The 21,866-nt window shown below is 57.3% G+C and carries 19 protein-coding genes, 1 tRNA gene, 2 pseudogenes and 1 other annotated feature; of the genes and pseudogenes, 8 read left to right on the top strand and 14 right to left on the bottom strand.

Annotation, left to right across the window (positions count from 1 at the left end):
- Window positions 1-405: 405 nt before the first annotated feature.
- From RGCCGE502_RS29735 to RGCCGE502_RS29705, 7 genes and pseudogenes are all read right to left on the bottom strand, one after another.
- Entirely contained in the window at window positions 406-633 is a 228-nt protein-coding gene (locus tag RGCCGE502_RS29735; protein ID WP_016557933.1) for a hypothetical protein, read from the bottom strand.
- Window positions 634-697: 64 nt separating this feature from the next.
- Window positions 698-1,622 (bottom strand): annotated as a pseudogene (locus RGCCGE502_RS29730) (IS110 family RNA-guided transposase).
- A gap of 155 nt (window positions 1,623-1,777) precedes the next feature.
- A tRNA-Val gene (locus RGCCGE502_RS29725) sits at window positions 1,778-1,853 on the bottom strand.
- 336 nt (window positions 1,854-2,189) lie between these two features.
- Complete coding sequence (locus RGCCGE502_RS29720; protein ID WP_016557931.1) at window positions 2,190-2,603, bottom strand: GFA family protein; 414 nt, start codon at window positions 2,601-2,603, stop codon at window positions 2,190-2,192.
- Between the two features lie 15 nt (window positions 2,604-2,618).
- A pseudogene (locus RGCCGE502_RS29715) lies at window positions 2,619-3,099 on the bottom strand (SRPBCC family protein).
- Window positions 3,096-3,425 (bottom strand): ArsR/SmtB family transcription factor, encoded by a 330-nt coding sequence (locus RGCCGE502_RS29710; protein WP_016557930.1) that lies wholly within the window; start codon window positions 3,423-3,425, stop codon window positions 3,096-3,098. Before RGCCGE502_RS29710 ends, RGCCGE502_RS29715 begins: the two are co-directional and overlap by 4 nt.
- Before the next feature lie 141 nt (window positions 3,426-3,566).
- The gene (locus RGCCGE502_RS29705) at window positions 3,567-4,034 is read right to left on the bottom strand and encodes a hypothetical protein (protein ID WP_016557929.1); all 468 of its coding nucleotides are present in this window, start codon (window positions 4,032-4,034) and stop codon (window positions 3,567-3,569) included.
- Window positions 4,035-4,588: 554 nt separating this feature from the next.
- Here RGCCGE502_RS29705 and RGCCGE502_RS39125 point away from each other — a divergent pair.
- The 5 genes from RGCCGE502_RS39125 to RGCCGE502_RS38360 all read left to right on the top strand — a co-directional run bounded on the left by RGCCGE502_RS39125 (window position 4,589) and on the right by RGCCGE502_RS38360 (window position 9,515).
- Window positions 4,589-4,696: an SEC-C metal-binding domain-containing protein gene (locus RGCCGE502_RS39125; RefSeq protein ID WP_081647330.1), complete on the top strand. Its 108-nt coding sequence runs from the start codon at window positions 4,589-4,591 to the stop codon at window positions 4,694-4,696.
- An 889-nt stretch (window positions 4,697-5,585) separates the two neighbouring features.
- Entirely contained in the window at window positions 5,586-6,347 is a 762-nt protein-coding gene (locus RGCCGE502_RS29695; RefSeq protein ID WP_016557927.1) for a DNA polymerase III subunit epsilon, read from the top strand.
- A gap of 391 nt (window positions 6,348-6,738) precedes the next feature.
- Window positions 6,739-6,975 (top strand): hypothetical protein, encoded by a 237-nt coding sequence (locus RGCCGE502_RS29690; protein ID WP_114715180.1) that lies wholly within the window; start codon window positions 6,739-6,741, stop codon window positions 6,973-6,975.
- A gap of 618 nt (window positions 6,976-7,593) precedes the next feature.
- Window positions 7,594-8,697 carry an NADH:flavin oxidoreductase/NADH oxidase gene (locus tag RGCCGE502_RS29685; protein ID WP_016557925.1) on the top strand — a complete coding sequence of 368 codons (1,104 nt, stop codon included), beginning with the start codon at window positions 7,594-7,596 and terminating at the stop codon, window positions 8,695-8,697.
- Between the two features lie 575 nt (window positions 8,698-9,272).
- Window positions 9,273-9,515, top strand: a complete 243-nt coding sequence (locus RGCCGE502_RS38360) for a DUF982 domain-containing protein (RefSeq protein WP_341875055.1) — start codon at window positions 9,273-9,275, stop codon at window positions 9,513-9,515.
- Window positions 9,516-9,639: 124 nt separating this feature from the next.
- On the opposite strand, the gene RGCCGE502_RS29670 is transcribed toward RGCCGE502_RS38360, so the two are convergent.
- From RGCCGE502_RS29670 to RGCCGE502_RS29645, 6 genes are all read right to left on the bottom strand, one after another.
- Window positions 9,640-9,972 (bottom strand): chaperone modulator CbpM, encoded by a 333-nt coding sequence (locus RGCCGE502_RS29670; RefSeq protein WP_016557923.1) that lies wholly within the window; start codon window positions 9,970-9,972, stop codon window positions 9,640-9,642.
- A gap of 2 nt (window positions 9,973-9,974) precedes the next feature.
- Window positions 9,975-10,886 (bottom strand): DnaJ C-terminal domain-containing protein, encoded by a 912-nt coding sequence (locus RGCCGE502_RS29665; protein WP_016557922.1) that lies wholly within the window; start codon window positions 10,884-10,886, stop codon window positions 9,975-9,977.
- Between the two features lie 95 nt (window positions 10,887-10,981).
- Window positions 10,982-11,488 (bottom strand): hypothetical protein, encoded by a 507-nt coding sequence (locus RGCCGE502_RS29660; protein WP_016557921.1) that lies wholly within the window; start codon window positions 11,486-11,488, stop codon window positions 10,982-10,984.
- 177 nt (window positions 11,489-11,665) lie between these two features.
- Entirely contained in the window at window positions 11,666-11,890 is a 225-nt protein-coding gene (locus tag RGCCGE502_RS29655; protein WP_019280379.1) for a hypothetical protein, read from the bottom strand.
- Between the two features lie 222 nt (window positions 11,891-12,112).
- On the bottom strand, window positions 12,113-13,579 hold the full coding sequence (locus tag RGCCGE502_RS29650) for a SulP family inorganic anion transporter (protein WP_016557919.1): 1,467 nt from the start codon (window positions 13,577-13,579) through the stop codon (window positions 12,113-12,115).
- Between the two features lie 60 nt (window positions 13,580-13,639).
- Window positions 13,640-13,695 (bottom strand) — a sequence feature (sul1 is cis-regulatory element that is thought to sense ions involved in sulfur or methionine metabolism; They are found in Alphaproteobacteria).
- A 108-nt stretch (window positions 13,696-13,803) separates the two neighbouring features.
- Window positions 13,804-14,532, bottom strand: a complete 729-nt coding sequence (locus RGCCGE502_RS29645; protein ID WP_040675863.1) for a RibD family protein — start codon at window positions 14,530-14,532, stop codon at window positions 13,804-13,806.
- A gap of 309 nt (window positions 14,533-14,841) precedes the next feature.
- Between RGCCGE502_RS29645 and RGCCGE502_RS29640 the strand changes: the two genes are divergently transcribed.
- Genes RGCCGE502_RS29640 through RGCCGE502_RS29630 form a run of 3 tightly spaced genes read left to right on the top strand, consistent with a single transcriptional unit; the run spans window position 14,842 to window position 20,352 of the window.
- On the top strand, window positions 14,842-17,331 hold the full coding sequence (locus RGCCGE502_RS29640) for a hypothetical protein (RefSeq protein WP_016557917.1): 2,490 nt from the start codon (window positions 14,842-14,844) through the stop codon (window positions 17,329-17,331).
- Between the two features lie 10 nt (window positions 17,332-17,341).
- The gene (locus tag RGCCGE502_RS29635; protein WP_016557916.1) at window positions 17,342-19,177 is read left to right on the top strand and encodes a GMC family oxidoreductase; all 1,836 of its coding nucleotides are present in this window, start codon (window positions 17,342-17,344) and stop codon (window positions 19,175-19,177) included.
- Entirely contained in the window at window positions 19,174-20,352 is a 1,179-nt protein-coding gene (locus RGCCGE502_RS29630) for a catalase family protein (protein ID WP_016557915.1), read from the top strand. Before RGCCGE502_RS29635 ends, RGCCGE502_RS29630 begins: the two co-directional genes overlap by 4 nt.
- A 47-nt stretch (window positions 20,353-20,399) precedes the next feature.
- On the opposite strand, the gene RGCCGE502_RS29625 is transcribed toward RGCCGE502_RS29630, so the two are convergent.
- Entirely contained in the window at window positions 20,400-21,866 is a 1,467-nt protein-coding gene (locus RGCCGE502_RS29625; protein WP_016557914.1) for a Dyp-type peroxidase, read from the bottom strand.

Raw genomic sequence — 21,866 nt, 5'->3', positions numbered from 1 at the left:
AAACGTGGCCGATGGCCTCGTAGCCGGCATGAACCGTCATTCGTACGCCGGACCAATCTTTTTATTGCGCTCTCGGCTTTGCCGTCGTTGTTCGTCGTGCTCATGTGTTCCTCGGGTCATAGCCAAGACGGGGTGCTCTCTCCGGAAGTATGCTGAGACAGGCAACTGATCGCTGGGGGCGATCAAAAGCGGGCGGCGACGGACACAATCGTTGCTTCAAAATAGCTTCCAAGGTGCTGACCCCGCATAGGATTTACGCCGTTGACGGCATGAGCAAAACCAACGTCCCGCTCTCCATTGAATCTCCATAGGCCGTTTGCCTCCCGGTGCTCCTGAAGCAGACACCGGGAAAGAGTTCGGCCGCGGGAGCCACGCCTCCAACGGAAACGGCGCGTTAGATCTCGCCTATTGAAGTGTATTTGTGCCGGGCGCGTTCATTATCATGGGCCATTCCCCGATGTAGTTCTCGATCAACATCGTAGCGATGCCTTCAACCGAACGATGGCCCTGATCGAAAAGCTCGATCGCTGCGTGGTTGAGAAAAGTCGATGCCTGTTCGTCCGGATCTACGTCGTAATACCGGTACCATTGTTGCACGGCCCTGGAGAGAATAAGAAGATCGGTGTCTTGCATTGCCGCCTCCCTTCGCGACACATCCAATTAGTGCCGTTTTTGCGATCTTCAATGGCCTGGTCGTTCAAATCGTCATTCGCACGTTACGTCGAAAGTTCGTTTGCTCTGCGACCACCTGTCCAATCGCCCAAAGAAAAGCTGCCATCTCACCGGCAATGGCGGTAACCGCGACGACCTTTGGCTTGCCTGCTGCCATCAGCTTGCGATAGCGCGCACAAAGCCGCACTTGGCCTTGCCAGGCAATTTCTCGAACGGTCCTTGGTAATCCGCCTAGCCTTGCCTGGATCGTAGGGCTTACGCGTGCAGGGAAGCGATATGTCCAGGCGCCTTCTATAAGGACCCGCCGCACCCTTGTGTTGCCTGCCTTGGTGATCCCACCACGCTTGACCCGTTCGCCCGTCGAGCTTTCCGACGGCACAAGACCAAGATACGCCATTAACTGACGGGGATTATCAAAGCGCCTGACATAGCCGATTTCGACGACAAAGGTGACCGCCGTCATGAATGCAACGCCGCGCATCGCTTGGTAGGCGGCCACAACCGGAGCCATCGACCAAGATGCCGCAGTCTCCACCACCAGCTGGGTCAGCCGGTCCAGACGCACACCGGCATCCTCGATGGCCTGGCAATATTCCGCCACCAGGATCTGGTGGGCGGGATGATCGAAGGCCTGGCACGTCGGCCATCTTATATGGGCGCGCGTCTATGGTTTGCGGCCGGTATAGATCCGGCCATGACGCAACAAGAAAGACTGAAGTTGCTGGCGCGCCTGTTTCAGGGCATCGCTGGCTGCCTCGCGAGCCCGCACCAAGTCGCGGATCGCCACATGAGCTTCATGTGGAACCCCAGACCGCGGTCAGCTCGCCCGGCTCGGAAGAGATGTCCCCGAAAAACCGAACCTCGCCGTTGCGTTCTCCTTCAGCAATGGCCACTGAAAGCTTCAACTTGGACGTATCCAAGCCGAGGAAAATTACGCTATCGTCTTTCAGCCTTCGCTTAAGCTGCCGGGTGGCTCCGGCCTATCCAGAGCAGCCCCCGAAATCAGCTCATCGTGGGGGCGGGCCACCTTCAGCCCACGAACATACGGTCTAGAGATATGAAGCCGCCTCTTCGCAAGAGCGGTATTGAAGCAAAGGAGGGAAAATGGTGGGCGATGAGAGACTCGAACTCCCGACATCCTCGGTGTAAACGAGGCGCTCTACCAACTGAGCTAATCGCCCCTCGCGAGATCGGTCCGGTTCGGCCCGCCGCGTCGGTGGCCGTGATCTATGCGGATCGTGGACAAACCGCAAGAGTGTTTGTGCAGAATTTTCAATTTTTTTTTAGATCCTAACAGGAAGCCTCATCTCGGAACTCACTTGCCACCTGGGAAACAAATTTTTGTGTGAAAGCCTGGTCAATTCGTCGCCGTCCGGGGCCAGTAGCTTTTCTCGTTCGTGTGAAGAACACGCAAAGCGGGGGCCTGTACAGTTTCACGCCAACTAATCGCCAACTCCGAAAGTCGCGGCCCAACAAAGGATGGACGCTCATGGCGTACGGCCATCCATTGACTGACGTCACCTCGCAGGCATCTTGTCGAATTTCGGCAAGGCCGGGTCAAGGTAGTCCCAAGCATGTCCGGCTGTGGTCCAGGACACAAGTTGTGGACTGTAGCGGCTTGGATCGTCCAGACTTGCCGGCGTTACGATAAACACCTCAGGCATATCGGGAAATGTAAGGTAAACCGACGAACCGCACGTCGGGCAGAAACCACGCCGTTTTACGGTACCTCCGTCCCCGACCGTCTGCCAATGCGATGCGGCCCCATGCAGTTTCACCTCTGCGGCGACGAATGTCAGGTGGGATTGGTGGCCTGTGCCACTGTCACGCTGGCATTGGCGGCACTGGCACTCGACCATGACGGCGGGCTCACCGGAGACGTCATAGCGGATTGCACCACAGGCGCATCCACCGGTGTAGGATTCGCTCATGCGGATCTCCTCTTTTCAATGCAGGGTTTGTGGAGACGCCTCGTCGGCGACCACAGTTTTGAGGCTTTTGACCACTTTCTTCCACCCTTCGCTCATGTTGCGATAAGCGGTGTCGTTTTTGGGAAGCACGAAACCTGAATGGACAAGGCGAAGGCGAGTGCCTTGCTCGGCCTTCGAAAGACTGAAGGTGACGACCGTCTCCAGTTTTGATCCATAGCCGTCGTTGCTCTCGTGCCCACCATGCCAGACGTAGGAGAACCGTTCATCTGGCAAGACCTCAAGGATTTCGCATCGGATGACCCCGTCCCGATTCACCAGACGGGGTTGTCTGGAAGGTGAAATGGTTACCGACGACGGGCTCGAAGCCCTTCGGCGGCATAAGCCATCGGCCCATCAAGTCGCCGGATGTCAGGGCTTTCCAAATAACGTGCGGGGCATGCGGAAAGACCTCATCGAGGACAATAGTCTCAGTTTGCGGACTTACAATTTCATTCACGGGTCGATCTCCTTCAGCAAATCTCTGAGGTCGGTGAAGCGTTCGCGCCAGAAGACGCGATAGTGGTTCATCCAGTCGGCCAGCGGCTCAAGCCCACCCTGATGGGCACGGTAGTAGACATTACGCCCCTCCGGTCGCTCGCTTACGAGGCCAGCCTTTTTCAGGGCTTTGAGATGCTGCGAGATGGCGCCCTGCGTAACATTACTGCCGCGGGTTAACTCGACGACGGTGATTTCTTCGGAGTTGGCGATACGCTCGAACACGGCGCGCCTCGTCGGATCGGCAAGGGCTCGCATGACAGCGGTGATGATCTCAGTATCGGCCATGCTACAACGATTAGCCCATACTAATTGATTAGTCAACGCTATTGTATTCCGTTTGCCGAGAACTTGATGGCGCCGCCGTCACCGGCAATGGGACGGTGTCCCCGAACTGACGCCGATTGAGCCGGCGACATCCCATCCGAATCAGCCAGCAAATTCCACTGACGAGATCTCAACCGACCATTCGAAATCACTAGCCAAAGGCTTGCCCGGCAATGTCTCAAGGCCTCGGTATTGGTTGAGGGCCCAGCAGGTCTCGAAGACGCTATGCGGTGCGATAATCTTATTGCTGGTGAAGTAGTCTGAATAGAGTTCGTTGCTGTAGCCTGGACGTTTCGCGATCAACCGGAAACGGACGACGTTTAATTGTCTGTCTGACGCATTCGACAGTTTGACGAGAACAGTTCGCGCCGGGTCATCGCAGGCACTTGCTCCAGTGCTGGTACCAGACACCATACCGGCTAGCCCACTGCTGTCGGATTGCTGCACATAGATATAAACGCCGACGACTGCGCCTACGCAAAGGAATAAAACCAACGCCGTCAGAGTAGGTCTGGGGAAAAGAAGAAAACATACAATAATTATCGGGACGGCAACTATTAGGAAAATCATTTTTCCTCCTCCATTTCCCAAATGAGCTAAAGCAGGTGCCAACTGGAGGCAAGGCTGGCTGCGATGCACCATATGAGGAAGGCCGCTCTGTCACGCAAGTAGCCACTGCATAGACTACGATTCCGAATCTATGACCGTATTCGTGCCATACGTGAATCCTCTTGCACCAAATATGCGCGGAAGAGCCCTTGATTGTCGTGCTGCACGGTCTCGATGTCAGCGTTGATAAACCCTGGTGTAAGCGGGGCAATTCCTTGACCGTGCAAGTCGCCTTGACAATCACCGTCGATCTCGCTCCGTAGAGTTGTGGGGTTCCAGGATTATCTTCTTCGACGTTGGAACGAAGGATGTCGCAACGGTCGGCAGCTTCTGTCCGAGATCAAATCCCAGGGATTTAAAGGAAGCCGTGCCACTGTTTACCGATGGACCGCAGACCTGAAGAAACAGCAACAATCCTCCAAGCGAGAAAGGAGCCGTTCCTGGCGACCGCCATCCCGGCGAAGACGTGCATGGCTTCTGGGTCAGCACCCGCAATCCTGTAATGCGAAGGCCAAGTGTTTCCCGAAGCATATTTACGAACATGCGCCGCAGCTTTCGGTTTCCGGGCATGCCCGTGTGGATCAGGAAAAAAGTTCAAGAAATGCTGCGGAATTGGCCCCTGAAAACCCATGGCGAAACCGCTAGCAGGCCGAGGTACATCGCAGACCTCGGCCTGCACCAAATATGCGGAAGAGCCCAATCAAGATGAGACTCGACTGGCGCGGTGGAGTCCGGCCGATTGGTGCGGCTGTTCCATCTGTCCGCCAGCAGAAGAAAGTTCTGGCGTGTCTATTCAGAGAACCGGCAGCACTCGCCCAAAGTAATCGCCTTCCGGGATTGGTTTCTGAGGGAAGCCAGGCGGTGAACTGTCCCAAGCCGGTCGCTTCCAGCTCTTGACGAAACCGGAATCACAACACTGACCCAGTCCTTCGCCATTCCGTGACGTCTTCCATCTGAACCCAGATCGTTTGCTCCTTTCCGGCGCGACCATGCTCCAACTTGAAAGTAGCAACCTTACCGAACGTATCGATGTACGATAGCAGCCTGTCTTGAGATGAGTCGGCCGGGGATGCTACTCCTTCAAGGGCCTCCCTTGTCACAATCACCAGCCAATTTGCCGTTGCGTCGGTCATTGGGATGTGACCGTTCTCGTCCTGGATGAATGGGGGGAGGTCTGGGCGCAGGTGTAGAGCCATTGGGAATCCGTCTCAGAGTACAAGCCCGGGTCGGCTGAAGTCTCATTACTATAACAGAGCCCGGTGCTGCGGGCAGCTCCGGGCTAGTGATTGACTGAAGTTGGGAAAACAGTCAGGTGCAACAACATCCGCCATGCGTCGAAAGCCAAAACCACTGATACGGCGGAAAGTTCCACGCTGGGATAAAGTCGCTGCAACCACGAGCCTTGCTGGCGTTCGGACGGTGGCGCTCGAAGCGGACGCTTGCTTCGGCCGATGATCGGCGGCATCGTCGATCCAGAGGGGCGCCCCACCCGAGGCAGGCTTTGGCGGTCATATGACAGTTTTGAATAGTGATTTTCGGGTTCGTGTCATCGACCTCGAAACCGCGGGCAATGGCAAGAACGACGTCTGCGAAATAGGTTGGCAGGACGTTGGCCTCGGGCCCGATGGCCGCTGGCGTATCGAGCAGGAGCGGGGAGCTTTAATGGTCAATCCCGGTCGTCCCATCGCTGTCGAAACCATGGCTATTTACCACATTGTGGATGCGGATGTCGCAACGGCACCGTATTGGCGGCAGGTGGCATCCAGCATTTTGCGACCCGGGGCCGGAGTCAAGCTGCTAACGGCACATCGATCAGCTTTTGAGCAACGCTACTGCACCCCGGGTCTCACCGGCGGGAGCCCCTGGATCTGTACCTGGAAATGTTCGATGCGGCTATGGCCCCAGCTTACCAGTTTCTCCAATCAGATGCTGCGGTATCAGCGCGTGCCGGTGGGGCTTGATCGCGATATCGGTCTCCCGGCGCATCGAGCAATGCCGGATGCATATGTTACGGCCCATCGCCTACGAGATATGCTCAACGAAGTCTCGATCGACCAGCTCGTGGCTTGGAGCCTGGAACCTGGATCGTTGCCTCGGGTGCCGTCGGGTGCCGAGCGCGGCAAAACCTGGGATCGTCTCAGCGTTGAGATGCTTCGTGAAATGTCACTCGCGCGAGACCCTGATATCAAGTTCAGCGCGGAAACCGAGTTGAGCCGGCGCGGTGAAAAGGAATTAGTCGTTGTCGTTGGACCGTCGCAAGGGAGACTATTCTAGTTCGCTCACCCATTCCCGACCACACGTTTCCATGGTGGATACATGCCGCTCAACGTAAGGCGGGTTCCACTACTACCACGATCGACAAAGATCAGAAAAAAGGCCCATCGAATTGCGAGGGCCGGAGGTGCGAAGGCCGGAACCTTCGAGGGGAACAACTGCTGCGGAGGTGCGAGAGAGACACCTAAGCGTTGCAGTCATACACGATATACGCGAATTGGTGGGTTCTGACAACTGCGTTTATCAAAAGTCTTTTCGGCGATCGCCCAGGCCTGAACCGTTGCTTCAAGGTGGGAGCAACGTGAATCGATCGCTCCGCATTCACGCGGGTCTTTCAGCACAATAAGGGCAAACAATGTGCTAAGGGCAGACAAATAACATCCGGAGTGTAATCGTGAGCGAACCGACCGTCGAAGATGCAACAAACCGCGTCTATGAAGCGCTTCATGCAGACAACGCCGAAATTGATGCGCATATCGCAGCTCTCAAGGCGGCGCTGACACGGGCGGGTTTGAAAGAGGCTGTATTCGACCCCGCTAGGCTCGTGCAGAACAATCGTTCGGGGAGGAAGCTGATGCAGGCCTACTTTCGTCAGCGCGGCGTGACGGTGAAGTTTTCGGCTTACTAAAGCCCCCGAGTGCCGTCAGAGTTCTTCGAGGCCGGATTTGGGCTTCTCCTGCGAAAATTGTACGCCCCTTTCACGTAAGACGGCTGTCTCCCTCAGCGCCATGTGCTGCCGATCTTAAAATCCAGCGACTGACACCACAACACCACGTGCTGACATAGCTCTCTCACTCACTCAGCCTTGCGAGAATTCGGCTCATTCGCGACTGACTTCATCAGTGCGTCTATGATGTTTCGTTGTTGCTCGGTCTTTTTACCGTGTTTCAGGTAAAGCGTGCTGTTGCCCTTGTGCCTCAGTGTTGTGGTCAGCTTTTCCTTGAGCCTACGCGATTGAAAGCAAGGCGTGCGGGGGCTCGAGAGGAAGGGGGTAAAAAGGAAACGATACTGCGGCTCACCTTGCCGCGTTCAGACCGCAGAGTATCGTCCGTCGTGCTCTTGTAGTTGTCGGCGATTAAGTATTTCTTCTGCTCATTGTTGATTCCGGTTTGCGGTGATTGCTATCCGTCGACTGGAGACGTTGCGATAATGCCCAGTGCCAGACAATATGATGCCGAATTGGGCCGAGGCTGACTTATCCTGGCCTCCTGAAACGAAGTCTCCCCTCGCAAAGATAAGGAATACCATGCCAAATCCTGTTCTTTTCACCCCTTTTCGCGTAGCCGGGCTGGAAATTGCAAACCGGATTGTCATCGCTCCGATGTGCCAATACTCAGCGGAGAATGGATGCACGACCGACTGGCATCTCATCCACTTGGGTCAGCTCTCTCTGTCAGGAGCAGGATTGCTAACCATAGAGGCTACCGCCGTAGTGCCAGAGGGGCGTATCACCTACGCTGATGTCGGGCTGTACGATGACGCAACCGAAGTCGCCTTGGCCCGGACGCTAGAGGGGGTGCGCCGGTATTCCGATGTGCCGATTGCAATTCAGCTCGCTCACGCCGGTCGCAAAGCGTCAACCAATATCCCATGGATCGGCGGCAAGCAGATCCCGCCTAATCACCCAAATGGGTGGCAAACTGAGGCGCCCTCCGCCGTGGCGTTCAGTTCAGACGACGTGCCGCCTACGGCTTTGGATCAGGGTGGTTTAGAACGCATTCGCAATGCCTTTGCCTCAGCGGCAATGCGCGCCGCCAATATCGGCATCGATGCCGTCCAGATACACGGTGCGCACGGCTATCTCTTGCACCAATTCCTTTCTCCACTGTCCAATTCGCGAAATGACAACTACGGCGGCACCATCGAAAATCGAATGCGCTTTCCATTGGAAGTCTTCGACGCGGTTAGAAGCGCATTCCCGGCGGGCAGACCGGTTACGATGAGGGTTTCGGCGACCGACTGGGTCCAGGGAGGCCTGGAAATAGCGGAAGTGATTGCCTTTGCGAAAGCGCTTGAGGCGAGGGGGTGTGATGCCATCCACGTGTCGAGCGGGGGGCTGCATCCCAAGCAATCAATCCCCGTGGGTCCAAGCTACCAAGTCCCACTTGCACGGACTATCAAGAATGAGGTCAAAATCCCAGTCGTGGCTGTCGGATTGATAACCGAGCCCGCCCAAGCTGAAGCGATTGTGTCTACTGGCGACGCGGATCTGATCGCAATTGCACGGGCCGCACTCTACGATCCTCGCTGGCCTTGGCACGCGGCCGCCGCCCTTGGAGGCCAGGTATCGGCTCCTCCACAATACTTGAGATCGCAGCCCTCCCAGTACAAGAATCTGTTCCGTACGTGAGTTGTACGAGGCTATTTTTCGTCCGACGGCCCTTGTCCGGCAGCCGCGGCCGGGGGGCGCCGATCTGCGCTTGGCACCTGGCAGCTCACGCAAAATCTCGGCATTTCCCAGCAAGGATTTCTCGTCAAAAAGAGGCATCAACAGAGCGGCGTAGCGCCTTGCGGGTGCCCGGATCTCCGTTTGCAAACCTGGAAAGGTAGCCAATGGATATCGAGCTGAAGCAAAAGCATCTCCCTACACTGGTGCAAGGCCCTGAGAGTGAACGCGACAGTTGCTTTAACGTGGCCCGACCGGCGCGTGTCGATATGCAAGGAGAGGGACTGACAGTACGCGTCGATCTCAAGGGCAAGGGAGGTCTTGCGGCGGATTACGGCCCGCGGCCTCGCCAAGCTCGTAGCGTCATGAGGACGTCAGATAATCATAGAGTTCCGTCAGGGTAGGGCGTGCGCGAGTAAAATTTACTTTCTCTCGAAAAGGAATGAGCGTTGTTGGGCTTCGAGGAAATCACTATGTGGAGGTGGATTTGTAATGAATTGGCGCGAAAACGCTGATTTTATCCCGCTGATGCATAGTGCGTGGTCACAGGCTCGCAAGCTCGCTCCGGGAGATTGCTGAAGCTTAGTGGTTGGCCTTTGGACGACGGCGAGGAATACGTGGCTGCCGCGAAGGCCTGTCTTGATGCGATCCAAGGCAACCTCACAGCTCAGGAGGCGCGTGCCGCGCTGACAAGAGCTGCAGCTGAAGCAGGTGTTCCGCTTATCACGGTCGTTCCCACCAACAGTGAGACGGAATCAAGCATCAATCGATTCCACTGCTGACGTTCAGCGAGCCTATCAAAGGGATCGTGAATGCGCGGCAGTAAATTCGTTCGCGATGGCCATGTCCTCCGGCTGAGAGGACGGTCTTCTGCCGTCTCAGTCAGGGGGAAGAACGAGGCAAGCCTCAAAGGCCGACGGTACCGGAGAGCTCGTCCAGCCTGCCGCGCAATCTGCGTTTTACTTCCTCGTCCTGTTCGGCCATGACGGCCAGCACGTCTCGGAGGGTCCCGCGCAGGCCGTGAATTTGATCGATGAGGTCCATGATCAGGTCGACGCCCGCGTCGTTGACGCCCATATCTTGCGTAAGATCGAGGATAAGGCGCCCACGGGCCACATCCGTGTCGCGAAAATCGCGTGCGCCATCTTGGCTCTGGGGCAGCAGCCATCCCTGTTCCACCCAAACCTCAAGAACGGTGACGTCGATCTTCAGGAACCGTCGGAATTCAAGATCATCCATGGTTATTCTCCCATGCCTTTTCTCGGATCCTGCGCTTCACCTGCCTTCCAGCTCATCATGAATTCGGTCAGTTGCTGGTCGGGTGAATCGGGCAGCATGATCTTCAGGGAAATATAGATGTCACCGGCTCCGCCACCTTTTTTTGGCACGCCCTTGCCTTTCAGACGCAAGACTTTCCCTGTGTTCGAATACGGAGGCAATGTGAGGTTGACTGAACCGGTGGGTGTAGGCGCCCGTACCTTGCCTCCGAGCACTGCCTCCCGAAGGCCAATGGGCAACTCGAAACGGATGTCGTCTCCGTCACGAACATAGAAAGGATGGTGGCGCACTCTGATTTCCACATAGGCGTCACCAGCCGGACCACCACCGATCCCGGGCTCTCCCTTGCCTTTCAATCGAAGGGATTGACCGTCCCGCGTGGCCGGCGGAATCTGAAGATCAAGGGCCGGTCCGTCGGGGAGCCTGATCTGGGTCTTCGTGCCGTTGATAGCGTCGAGGAAATCCACCTCCATGGAGTAGTTGCGGTCCTGACCATGCGCTCGAACGCCGCCCCGGGCGCGGCTGGAGAAGAAGCTCGAGAAAATATCATCCTGGTCGCCGAAGTCGGCAAAGCCCGCACTGTTTTGGTAGGGGTTTCCAGCACCTCCCTGGGAGGCATAGTCACGGTAATAGTTTCGAGGCGCTTGCTCGGCACCGGTGATGTCGATTTCACCACGGTCAAATCGTCCCCGCTTTTCCTCGTCGCTCAGTAACTCATAGGCGGTCGAGATTTCCTTGAACCGTTCCTCTGACTTCTTGTCGCCCGGATTGAGATCGGGATGAAGTTTCTTTGCCAGTTTGCGGAATGCGCTCTGAATGTCTTTCTGCGAGGCGTCCTTTTTCACGCCGAGAAGCTCATATGGATCGCGGCTCATTTATGTCTCCGGTTCAGCCGGCGGAAATCGTCGGGCTTTTTCAGCATTATATAGGTTGGATTCGTTGCTCCGACGAGAGGTTGCAGTCGCCCAAGTCAGTCGCGCCGCAGATTGATCTCGCTCGTAACAACCTGCTGTCCCGATGCCGGGTCCTTGTCGACGGTTCGGATTCTAATGGCATTGGCATCAACACGCTGGATGGTCATGGTGGCGCTTCGATCGCCGTTGATCACGCGGGACCAGCGCACGGCAAGGTTGATTGCCTCACCGCTCCGCTTTCCCTGCAATCCTGAAATGCCGCCTGACGGTCCGATATAAGTGCCGGCATATTGGGTGCCATTGGCTTTGATACTTGCAGAGACCGCGCGCGTGATGACGATCATCCCCCGGCATGTCCCTTTCATTGAAAGGGCCTCGCCACTCGCCTGGGTCTTAAAATTGCAGTCCAGATTGATTGGAGACGACGACGTCGACCGCTTCATCATGCCTCCGCCGATCCAATCTCCCGCGAGGGATTGAAGGAAAGGCGTTTCGTCGGCAAATGCCGCTCCGGTGATCCCCAAATACGTCAGAGCGATGGCGGTGTAGAGGCAGCACTTCATGGCGTTCTCTCCCTCGAGACGATCATGGATGCCACGATGCCTCAAAGTTCCCGGTTCTGCCAGAAGTTCCGAGAAGCCGTCGGCGCGAGCCGGCTCGATAAAATCACACGTCGGCGTTGCAAAAGTCGTTAGATTGCGGCTCTCCGAGCAGCCGATTTGAACGACGGGGACTTGCGGTCAGAGCCGTTCGACCTGCCAATGCCTGCCTTCGATCAAGTCGGCAAGCTCTACAGGGTCCCTCACGCCGAACTCAAACCATTCTACGAGTTCGCGGGCCTTCGCCCGGCTTTCCTCGCCATTGAAGTCACGCTGGTTTTGGCCACACCACCTCCGCAGGATCGAGGCCAGCACATTCATATCTTCCCCGAACAAGGGGTCCTTTGGCCAGTGTGTTGTACCCATTTGTTCCCCCAGCACCTCTGAATTCCGACACTACGCAACTGACGCTTATCGGCAAGACGGACCTTGGTCTGATTGCTTCAGGAATCGTAACGTCCCAGGCAGAGACTGTCGATCTCGCGCCGGTCGAGGAGCGATGGGGAACGGATTCGATTTCATTCCGTCGGGAGGATTTGTGTGAAACCTAGTTTACTTCCTAAGCGAGCGTTCGTTGTTGATCTCGACCTACATTGCCCGGAGGCCGGTCGAACCATTGAGGTCGGTGATTAGCGTCGCACTTGCTTCGTTCATACCCAGGACGTCGGCGGCAATGGAATGCGCCTTGAACCGCTCGACGACCTTGTCGAGGGCAGCGACAGCAGTAACGTCCCAGAAGTGAGCTTGCGAGACGTCAATCAAAACGGCCATACCGTTTGCTTCCTCGATATCGAACGCGTCGACGAAAATGTCTGCCGAGGCGAAGAATACCTGGCCCGAGACCCGATACGTCAAACGACCCGAAGCCGGATCCTTCTCGGCCTGGACATGAAGAAGTCGAGCCACCTTGAATGTGAAGAAAACACCGCTGAGGAGGACCCCGACCGTCACGCCCAGAGCCAGGTTCGAACTGAGCACTGTCACGAACACGGTTGCAATCATGACGACGCTCGACAATTTTGGGTGAACCATAACGGTTTTCACTGACGACCAGTCAAATGTGTCGATCGAGACCATCACCATGATTGCCACAAGTGCCGCAACAGGCACCTGAGAGACCCACGGCTTTAATAAGACCATCAAGACGAGCAGCAATGCTCCGGCAAATAACGTGGATAAGCGCCCTCTTCCACCATATTTCACATTGCTTATGGTTTGACCGATCATGCCGCAACCAGCGATTCCGCCGAAGAGGTTTGCGGCGGTGTTGGCGATCCCGAGGCCGGTGCATTCCCTATTCTTCGAACTTGGTGAGCCGGTGAGATCATCAACAACGCTGGCAGTCATCATCGATTCCAAAAGACCGACCGTGGCAATGGCAAGCCCAGGTCCAGCGATTATCTTGAGCGTGTCCATATTCAGGGGAACAGCGGGCAAAACGAAAATCGGTAGTGAATCCGGGAGCTTGCCGAGGTCGGCAATTGACATCACCGGAAGCTTCAGTGTGACTGAAGCGATGGTTAGGACGAGAATGCAGATCAGCGGAGACGGGATCGCCGTCGTCACCTTGGGAACTAGGTAAATGACGAGAAGGCCTGCGGCGAGCATGGCGTAGGCCAGCCAATCCCCCCCAATGATATGGGGAAGCTGAGCCGCAAATATCAGGATTGCCAAGGCATTGACAAATCCAGTCCTGACGGATTTCGACACGAAACGCATGAGGACGCCGAGACGCAAAAGTCCGAACGCGATTTGGAGTACACCAGCAAGCAAGCCGGCGGCGAACAAGTAGGGGAGCCCGTGCGTATGAACGAGTGGTGCCGCGACGAGTGCGACCGATCCTGCTGCGGCTGAGATCATGGCGGGACGGCCGCCGGTAAAGGCAATAACGATACCGATGATGAAGGACGCGAACAGGCCGACTTGGGGATCGACACCTGCGACAAAGGAGAAGGCGATGACTTCGGGAATGAGCGCAAAGGTCGCGACAGCTCCAGCGAGCATTTCGCGGATCGGATTGGCCGACCAATCCCGATGGAAAGTGGATAGTAGCATCTGGTGATCTCGCAAAGCGTGGCGAACGCGTAAGCGTTCCCTGAAAAGACAGGAGTTTTGCGTGGTCTGGCGGATCGGCGGCCAGAAGAGCCACCCGGAGTTTCACCGGGTCCGTGGTGAGTATGTCGCTTATGCTCAGAAATGCTCGGCGGATCAAGATCATTTTGATTTGCGCAGAACCGCCGGCGCGTTCCCATGCATTCTGCTTGAATTTGGTCACGTCATCAGCCGTTGTGATCGATTGCCCCTTGATCGCTCGGTTTCAGAACCGCATAGCGAAGGTGAAGCGCGCCGTTGCCTAAAGGTGCACATTCTATAAGCGACAATTCGACCTTCCCCGCCAAACCTTCCTCGCCAAACTCGATAACGCTGTCGCTTCCGTGCCTTGCTTCAAGTGCAGGGGCAACGATCAAGCTCAATTCATCGACAAGACCGGACGCCATCAGCGAACCGTTGATCCGCGCGCCGCCTTCGAGAACAATCCGGTCAACGCCAAATTCTTCGCCAAGCACATCGAGCATCTCGGCCACATCAATATCAGGTCCGTCAGAAACGACATAGGAAACACCGTCAGCAGTCAATTCCGCCAGGTGGCTATCCGACACATCGGAGCCAAGCAGGACGACAACATGGTCACCGTACAGTTCGCCGCTAGCAAAATGCAGCTTTCCGGACGCATCAAGCGCGATTGCAAAGCTTTCTGCATCCGGCTTGGCAAAGTGAATTGGTCTCTTGGTGTTTGGTGGATCGGCTAGAGGGTGAGCAGTCACTTTCGAGATCTCGGCCATCGTTACGCGCCCGACCATCCAGGCGGTTCCCCCAAGGTCTTTTTGAACCTTCTCATAGAGAGACGCCCAATCTGCTTTGGCTCCATCGGGGCTGGTCGTCCACCGGCTTGGATGAAGGCTTCCGTCTGGCGAGGTCAACATCAGACAAATGACATAGGGCAGTATTCGATCCTCACTTGGGCCGTCCCGGAGCTATATAGGACGCTTGCCGTGTTTCACTACCCAGGACGCAGTGCAATCTGCAGACGGGAGCGGGCGCATGTCATGCTTGGCCGCCCAGTGGCCCCGGCAGCGCCGCCGTGCTGGGACGGAGGGGTTCTCTAGGTGTCGCGATAAATTTTCTTCTACTTCATGGCGAACTTCGTTACATTGATTTGAAGTCGATGCGAGTGCGGACCGGAATGATGCAGGTGAAAGCGCGGGCGCATTAGGGGATTACCTTGCACCACGCGCCCATAAACCGGGGGGCGTGATGTGAAGTGGCTTTTTCGCATCCTTGTTGGCGTAGGTTTCATCCTTGTCCTGTCGGCTGGGCTCATTCTCTATCCTGCCATCCGTGACTGGTGGCATCCGCCGTTTCGCTCTGGCAATGTTGCCGACGAGGCGAAGGCTGCCGGCCGCAATGCGGCCTCATTCCATGCTGCGGACGAAGACTATTTTCATGACATGGACCGTGGCATTGCCCTGACAGGGGACGAGGTCAAGGGGCGTAACGCCTGGATCGCCTGGACAGGCGGCAATGACCGATTCTGGGATGGCATGACCAAGGCCACCTTTGGAAGCTTCGATCTCCTTAAGATTGTTTCCTCCGATCGCGACACGCGATGGAAGGTTCTTGGCCTCCTGAACGAGCCATGCTTCAATAAGGCGACTGCACCAGATCCGAAATATGGCCTGCTGCTCGACGTTCGTCGGTCCGATTGTCCGGCCGATCCATTTGCCAATGCGCAGAAATATCCGGGCGTTGCGATCGGCGCGCGCGGCAAGACCGTCCCGCTCGGTTCCTACTATGGTGAGCCGTCCGGCATCGTTGGCCTGCGGCTATTTTCCAATCCCGAATTCGACAAGGCTGCAGCCGAGCGCTGGGATGGCAATCGCTATTACAACGATCCCTCCTACTATAACGACAAGAACCTCGTGCGTCCCTATCGTGTCGGCATGTCGTGCGGCTTCTGCCATGTCGGGCCGAGCCCGGTTCACCCTCCAGCCGACCCTGAACACCCGCAATGGGCGGATCTGAGCTCGACCGTCGGTGCGCAATACATGTGGGTCGACAGGCTGTTCGTCTATTCGGCGAGCAAGTCGAACTTCATGTTCCAGCTCGTCCACACCTATCGACCAGGGGCAATGGATACCTCCTTGGTGTCCACTGACTATATTAACAATCCTCGCACGATGAACGCGATCTACAACGTTGGGAACCGCCTGGCGTTGGCACAGCAGCTCGGAAAGGAAACGATTGCCGGCGGCGAACTGAATAACAAGCAGTTCAAGGATTACTTGCAGGGCGGGCCTCTGACCAAGTCCTTTGTCGCGCCGGACACGGTGTTCACACCACGTGTCCTGAAGGATGGATCGGACGCCGTAGGAGCGCTTGGAGCGCTCAATCGCGTCTACCTCAATATCGGCCTCTTCAGTGAGGAATGGCTGCTGCATTTCAACGCGGTGGTCGGCGGCAAGCCCATCTCTCCGATCAAGATATCAGATGCCCAGAAGCAGTCGAGCTATTGGCAGGCCACGGAGATGATGACCCCTGCGACGGCGCTCTTCTTTCTAAAGGCTGCTCGGCCGGACCTTTTGAAGGACGCGCCGGGGGGTAATACCTACCTCAGTACCGATCAAGCTGTTCTCATGCGCGGAAAGTCGGCTTTCGCGACCACTTGTGCCCGCTGCCATTCGAGCAAGATGCCACCCTTGCCCGCGGGACTTGATCTGGCTGCATGCAATGGCCGAGGTTACATCGACTGCTTCAAGCAATATTGGAGCTGGACGAAGACATCGGACTTTAAGGAGCAGATGACCCAAATCGTCCTTCAGCCTGACTTTCTCAACGATAATTATCTGTCGAACGAACTGCGCATCCCGGTGACACTGCTGAGGACCAATGCCTGCAGCCCGCTGGCGACAAACGCAATTGCGGGCAATATCTGGGACAACTTCTCCTCACAGTCCTACAAGCACTTGCCCTCGGTCGGGACAATCACGGTACGAGATCCGTTTCAGGGTCAGCGTCGACCCTTTGCAATGCCGGATGGAGGGCGCGGTTATACCCGTGTCCCTTCACTTGTCAGTCTGTGGTCGACCGGGCCTTACCTTCTCAACAATAGCGTCGGACCGTTCGATGAGAGTCCTTCGGTCGATGCGCGCATGAAGGTCTTTCAGGCCTCGGTCGAACAGATGCTATGGCCTGAAAGACGGACGAAGGACACTGTGCTTGGAAAGGACGGCGTCTACAGGATCGACCGTACAACCGCACGCAGCCTCATTACATTGCCACAGGGTTTTGTGCCCGAAATCCTTCGACCACTTCAAGGCACACTCCATCTTTGGCTGCCATGGCTGGTGACCCAAGGTGGAGACATCACCATCGGGCCCATTCCGGAGGGCGTTCCTGTCAATCTTATCGCCAATCTCCGGCCGTTGGCGGAAACGAGCGATCCCGTCCAGGCCGCCAACCATACCGCCCGCCTGGTCGGATTATTGCACGGTCTCAAGGCCTCTCTTGCCTCCGTGCCGGAGAATGCCACTGACGAGGAACTTCGTCGCCATTTTGCCGACCAGGGACCAGCCATGCTGGCGCTCGACAAATGTACCGATTTCGAGGTCAACAGGGGCCACTATTTCGGAACCGGGGCCTTCAACGAGGTCGACGGCCTCAGTGATGACGAGAAGGCGTTCGGTACCGAGCCGCCGCTCAACGACGACGACAAGCGCGCGCTCATCGAATTCCTGAAGACCTTCTGATGGGATCGAGATGGAAGCAGCGAGCGGCATTGGTGGTGAGGAGTTCGACTATATTGTCGTCGGCGCAGGCGCAGGCGGCGGCACGGTTGCCGCGCGCCTGGCGGAGGCTGGATACCGCGTTCTGGTTCTTGAAGCCGGCGAGGATCCACGCTCTGCCGGTGGCGAAAGCCTGGCGGATGAGTACGATGTCCCCGCTTTCCATCCGTTCGCTTCTGAGAACCCGGCGATTGCTTGGAATTTTCGGGTCCGGCACTCGTCGGATGCCGAAGACGTGCTCTATCCGCGCGCGAGCGCGATTGGCGGGTGTACGGCTCACAATGCGATGATCTTCATCCAACCGCATGACGTGGATTGGGACGGGATCGCCGCTTTGACAGGGGACGAGACCTGGTCGGCGAAAGCCATGCAACGCTACTTCGCGATGATCGAGAATTGCCGTCATCGTCCAATCTGGCGGGCCCTGTCGCAGATCGGGATCAGAAAGACCGGTCATGGCTGGGGCGGTTGGCTGCAGACGGAGCGGGCGTTGCCCTTGCAGGCTGTCATGGACAACCTCTTGCGGGCTACCTTGTTCACCTCTGCGGTGGCAGCGATCGCCACCAGCAAGCAACCCTTGGCAGCTTTGCGCGCCCTGTTGGGCGGACGGGCAGATGCCAATGACCGATCCATGGTGAGGCGCGGGACAGAGGGACTTTTCTATACCCCGCTTTCAACCGCCGGACGTCGGCGCGTCGGAACACGCGAGCGGTTGCTGCAGGTGGCAAAGGATCATCCATCCCACTTGCGGCTCGAAACGAGCACGCTTGTTTCAAGAGTCTTGTTCGATGCGAACAACCGGGCAACAGGGGTCTCATTTCTTAAGGGGCGTGGACTTTACCGCGCGTGCCCGAGCCCGAGCTCTGAAAAGGGCGATTATCGAGAGGCGCATGCGCGTCTTGGCGTGATCCTTGCCGGCGGAGCGTTCAACACCCCGCAGCTGCTCATGCTGTCCGGGGTCGGTCCGGCCGCGCATCTTGAAGAACACGGCATTCCCGTGCGCGTCGATCTTCAAGGTGTTGGACAGAACCTGCAGGATCGTTACGAGATCGGTGTCGTCAACCGGATACGGTGGCCGTGGAAAGCCCTCAAGGGGGCGCGCTTCAAGCGTGGGGATCCCTTGTACGAAGAGTGGCTCAACGAACGCAGCGGCATGTACACCTCCAATGGCGCCGCAATGGCAGTCGTGCGACGATCGACACCGGACAGGGATGTTCCGGATCTCTTTACGATGGCACTTCTCGCCGATTTTCGAGGTTACTTTCCCGGCTATTCCGAGCTCGTCTCGGCAAGGCAGAATGTCCTAACCTGGGCAGTGCTGAAAGCGCATACGGAAAACCGGGCTGGTGTGGTGACACTGCGATCCCCTGATCCTCGCGATCCGCCACTCGTTGACTTCCGGTATTTCGAGGAGGGGAGCGGTGATGCGGCTTCTGACTTGAAGGCGGTCGTTGCCGGCATTCGCTTTGCCCGCAGGCTTTCTCGCCTGTTCAAGGCGCTCGGCCTGGTTGTGGCCGAAGAAACGCCGGGAGAGGAATTGCAGAGCGACGATCAACTCGCCCGGCATGTGCGCGCCAATGCCTGGGGCCACCACGCGTCGTGCACATGTCCCATCGGACCGAGGGAACAGGGAGGCGTTCTCGATCGTCGACTTGGCGTGCATGGTACGAAAGGTCTGTATGTCGCCGATGCATCGGTATTTCCACGTATTCCTGGCTTTTTCATTGCGAGTGCCGTGTGCATGGTGGGCGAGAAGGCAGCCGAGATGATCCGGCAAGGGGAGAGTCACTGGTTGGAGACAAGGCTTTGACGTGGAAACAGCTGCACGATGGTTTGGTAAGGCTTCTCAATCTGGAGCGCAGGATCGATCCTTTCATTCGTCCGCCAATCGACACGTTCCTGCGTCCGGCGATCGTTGGTCTGGTCCAAGCGTGGCTGAGGGCCGCGCGGGAGCGCGCGCCATCAATGCCCGCGATGGAGCAGGCTATTGCCGGGGAAGAGGAATGCAACGACAAGGTCTTAATGGACATGACCGCATACATGTCCACCCACTATCGCCCGGGCGGGTTTCAGCGCGCAGGCAACACCAAGACGCACGGCGTCGTCCGCGGTCGCTTCATCATCCGGGCCGACCTGCCCGATACGATGCGCCACGGAGTTTTCAGCGCCCCGCGGGAGTTCCCGGCCTGGGTGCGTTTTGCCGGGCCTGGTCCGGGTTTGCCGCCGGATATCGACGATGTCGGCGTGCTGAGTTTCGGCATCAAACTGATGGGGGTCGAGGGAGCGAAACTTCTCGACGACGAACAATTCACTCAGGATTTTACCGGCATCAGCACACCAACCTTCACCACCCCGAACGTGGTCGAAAATGCCAAGCTCCAGACGTGGATCAACCGCGGCCTGCCGCTCTTCTATTTCGTCAATCCGTCCGATACGCATCTCCTCGATGCAGTCATGCAGGGACTATGGGCGAGGACGCAGACGAGCCCTATCGAGACCGAATACTGGAGCTGCGTGCCGTATCTACTTGGCGAGGGGCAGGCAATGCGCTACTCGATCCACCCTGTCGATAACAGTCGCACGCGTGTTCCGAACCTGCCAAAGCGTCCGCCTGACAATTACCTCCGCGAAGCCATGGCCGCGACGCTGAATGCTGGTCCGGCCAGTTTTGAATTCCGGATCCAGGTCCAGACGCATCCGTCGTCGATGCCGATCGAGGACGCGTCGATCATCTGGCCGGCAAGCCTTTCGCGGCCGATACCTGCCGCAACGCTCGTCCTGGAGCGCCAGGTTTTTGACAGTCCCGCGCAGCTTGCATTTGCGGATCGACTGTCGTTCAATCCCTGGCATGCGCTCGCTGAGCACAGGCCGCTCGGAAACCAGAACCGTGCCCGCAAGCGCATCTACCAGGAACTGTCGACGCTGCGTCAGACGATGAATGCTACTCCCCATGTCGAACCGACTGGCTCTGAGACATTCCTTTGAGACCTTCGGTGTAGATGCAGCCATGCACGCCGAAATCGATAAATTTCTTAGGACAGCGCGGCAAGATATTGGAGTGCCCTTAGTCCTGGCAGGAAGAAATAGGCTCCGCCGCGCACGGTGACAAAACTCGGCAAGCTCTCAATCCGGATGGGCGCGCCGTCGGTCTGGCACGTGAAACTGTCGGTTCGCGATCCATCCAGGAGGGGCACACGGCTACCGACGATCGGGTCGGACTCGTTGGTCAGCCCGTGGAACTTCGAACTCTCCAGCCATGCGCTCTGGATGAATTCGAACTGCCGCGCGATATTGGCGTTGAGGCAGACGAAGTAGAGGCCGCGCGACGTGTCGTTGATCTCGTGTAATGGGTCATATTTCCGCCCCCGCCTGAGAATGCGGTGGAAGCGTACTGATGCCGTCACGTCAGTTCGTGGACCGGGCGGGGGAAGCCCGACCTGGCGAAGCAAGCCGGAGAGCCGACTTTGCGTCCCGCCGGGGACATCGGCATTGCGAGGATTGGCGCGGCGAATATGTGCCCCAAGAGGACAGATAATTCCTTCCGGATCACCATCGAAATCGAATGCGTTAGACGGCTCCTGTCCTGGCGGCACCTTGCTTTCGACCGGGGAAAGAGGGGTGCCTGATCGTGTTCGTCCGACCATCTTTTCGGCAAGCTGCTCGGCTGCTTCGCGCGAACCGCCAACGCCTTCCAGGAATTGCCAGAAGCCTGAGACGTCCTGTTCAAGCTGGCGTACCACCAGGTAGGAGCCGTTTGCACCGAGGTCGCGACTGTCGTCACCGACAAACGATCTGAGCAAGCCACGCGGATCGGTTTTCGGCTGCACGAACGGCCGGTCGGTGACGAGCCCGTATTCGTTGGTGTATCCTAGCACCGCTTCACCAGGGGCGATGCGGTCGTGATAATGATACTCGTCATTTTCGTGCGATGTAGGATCATGGGTCCAGTCGATATAAGGCTGGCTCAATCCGTCGGCAAACCCAAAAGGCTCGCGTCCGTCCATGAGGCCGGTCCGCAGCTCCCGCACCAGGTGAAAGCCAGCAGAAAAGGCCGGCGTTTCTACCAACCGACGCCAATCGGAAAGCGCCCCGGCTCCTGCGTAAAGCATGGCCACGACGTCGACCGGGGCGTTCTCTGGACCGCCCCAAGTCCAGCTTTTCGGTGCGCTTGGCCCAAGATCACCAAGCCGGCGGGCCCGGCTTTCATCACCCATTCCCGATTTGAACTCGGCTGGAAACGTTGAAAGCGCTTCTTCCGAAAGACCGATGCGGCGAAGGCCTCCGGCGGTCAGCGCGACTTGCAGGGCTCTTGGAATTTGTGTTTCAAACGCTGCATGCGTAACCGGCGCGCTGGCAAGCCATTCCTTGGCGGAGGCAGGGTCGGTAATCGTGAGGATCAGGAATACCGCTTCGGGTAGGGTGCCATATCCCGACCGGACAATTCCCTGGACATCCTCAAGTTCGACCTTTCCGGTCGTGACTGGCGAACGAGGTCCCAT

Source organism: Rhizobium grahamii CCGE 502 (genome assembly GCF_000298315.2).
In the GTDB taxonomy this organism is placed as follows: Bacteria; Pseudomonadota; Alphaproteobacteria; order Rhizobiales; family Rhizobiaceae; genus Rhizobium; species Rhizobium grahamii.
This window is presented reverse-complemented; position numbering and strand designations above follow the sequence as displayed.

What these genes read in the sequence shown, in the direction of transcription:
- RGCCGE502_RS29735 (WP_016557933.1), bottom strand. Translation starts at nt 633, where the DNA reads ATGCAAGACACCGATCTTCTTATTCTCTCCAGGGCCGTGCAACAATGG.
- RGCCGE502_RS29720 (WP_016557931.1), bottom strand. Translation starts at nt 2,603, where the DNA reads ATGAGCGAATCCTACACCGGTGGATGCGCCTGTGGTGCAATCCGCTAT.
- RGCCGE502_RS29710 (WP_016557930.1), bottom strand. Translation starts at nt 3,425, where the DNA reads ATGGCCGATACTGAGATCATCACCGCTGTCATGCGAGCCCTTGCCGAT.
- RGCCGE502_RS29705 (WP_016557929.1), bottom strand. Translation starts at nt 4,034, where the DNA reads ATGATTTTCCTAATAGTTGCCGTCCCGATAATTATTGTATGTTTTCTT.
- RGCCGE502_RS29695 (WP_016557927.1), top strand. Translation starts at nt 5,586, where the DNA reads ATGACAGTTTTGAATAGTGATTTTCGGGTTCGTGTCATCGACCTCGAA.
- RGCCGE502_RS29685 (WP_016557925.1), top strand. Translation starts at nt 7,594, where the DNA reads ATGCCAAATCCTGTTCTTTTCACCCCTTTTCGCGTAGCCGGGCTGGAA.
- RGCCGE502_RS29670 (WP_016557923.1), bottom strand. Translation starts at nt 9,972, where the DNA reads ATGGATGATCTTGAATTCCGACGGTTCCTGAAGATCGACGTCACCGTT.
- RGCCGE502_RS29665 (WP_016557922.1), bottom strand. Translation starts at nt 10,886, where the DNA reads ATGAGCCGCGATCCATATGAGCTTCTCGGCGTGAAAAAGGACGCCTCG.
- RGCCGE502_RS29660 (WP_016557921.1), bottom strand. Translation starts at nt 11,488, where the DNA reads ATGAAGTGCTGCCTCTACACCGCCATCGCTCTGACGTATTTGGGGATC.
- RGCCGE502_RS29655 (WP_019280379.1), bottom strand. Translation starts at nt 11,890, where the DNA reads ATGGGTACAACACACTGGCCAAAGGACCCCTTGTTCGGGGAAGATATG.
- RGCCGE502_RS29650 (WP_016557919.1), bottom strand. Translation starts at nt 13,579, where the DNA reads ATGCTACTATCCACTTTCCATCGGGATTGGTCGGCCAATCCGATCCGC.
- RGCCGE502_RS29635 (WP_016557916.1), top strand. Translation starts at nt 17,342, where the DNA reads ATGGAAGCAGCGAGCGGCATTGGTGGTGAGGAGTTCGACTATATTGTC.
- RGCCGE502_RS29625 (WP_016557914.1), bottom strand. Translation starts at nt 21,866, where the DNA reads ATGGGACCTCGTTCGCCAGTCACGACCGGAAAGGTCGAACTTGAGGAT.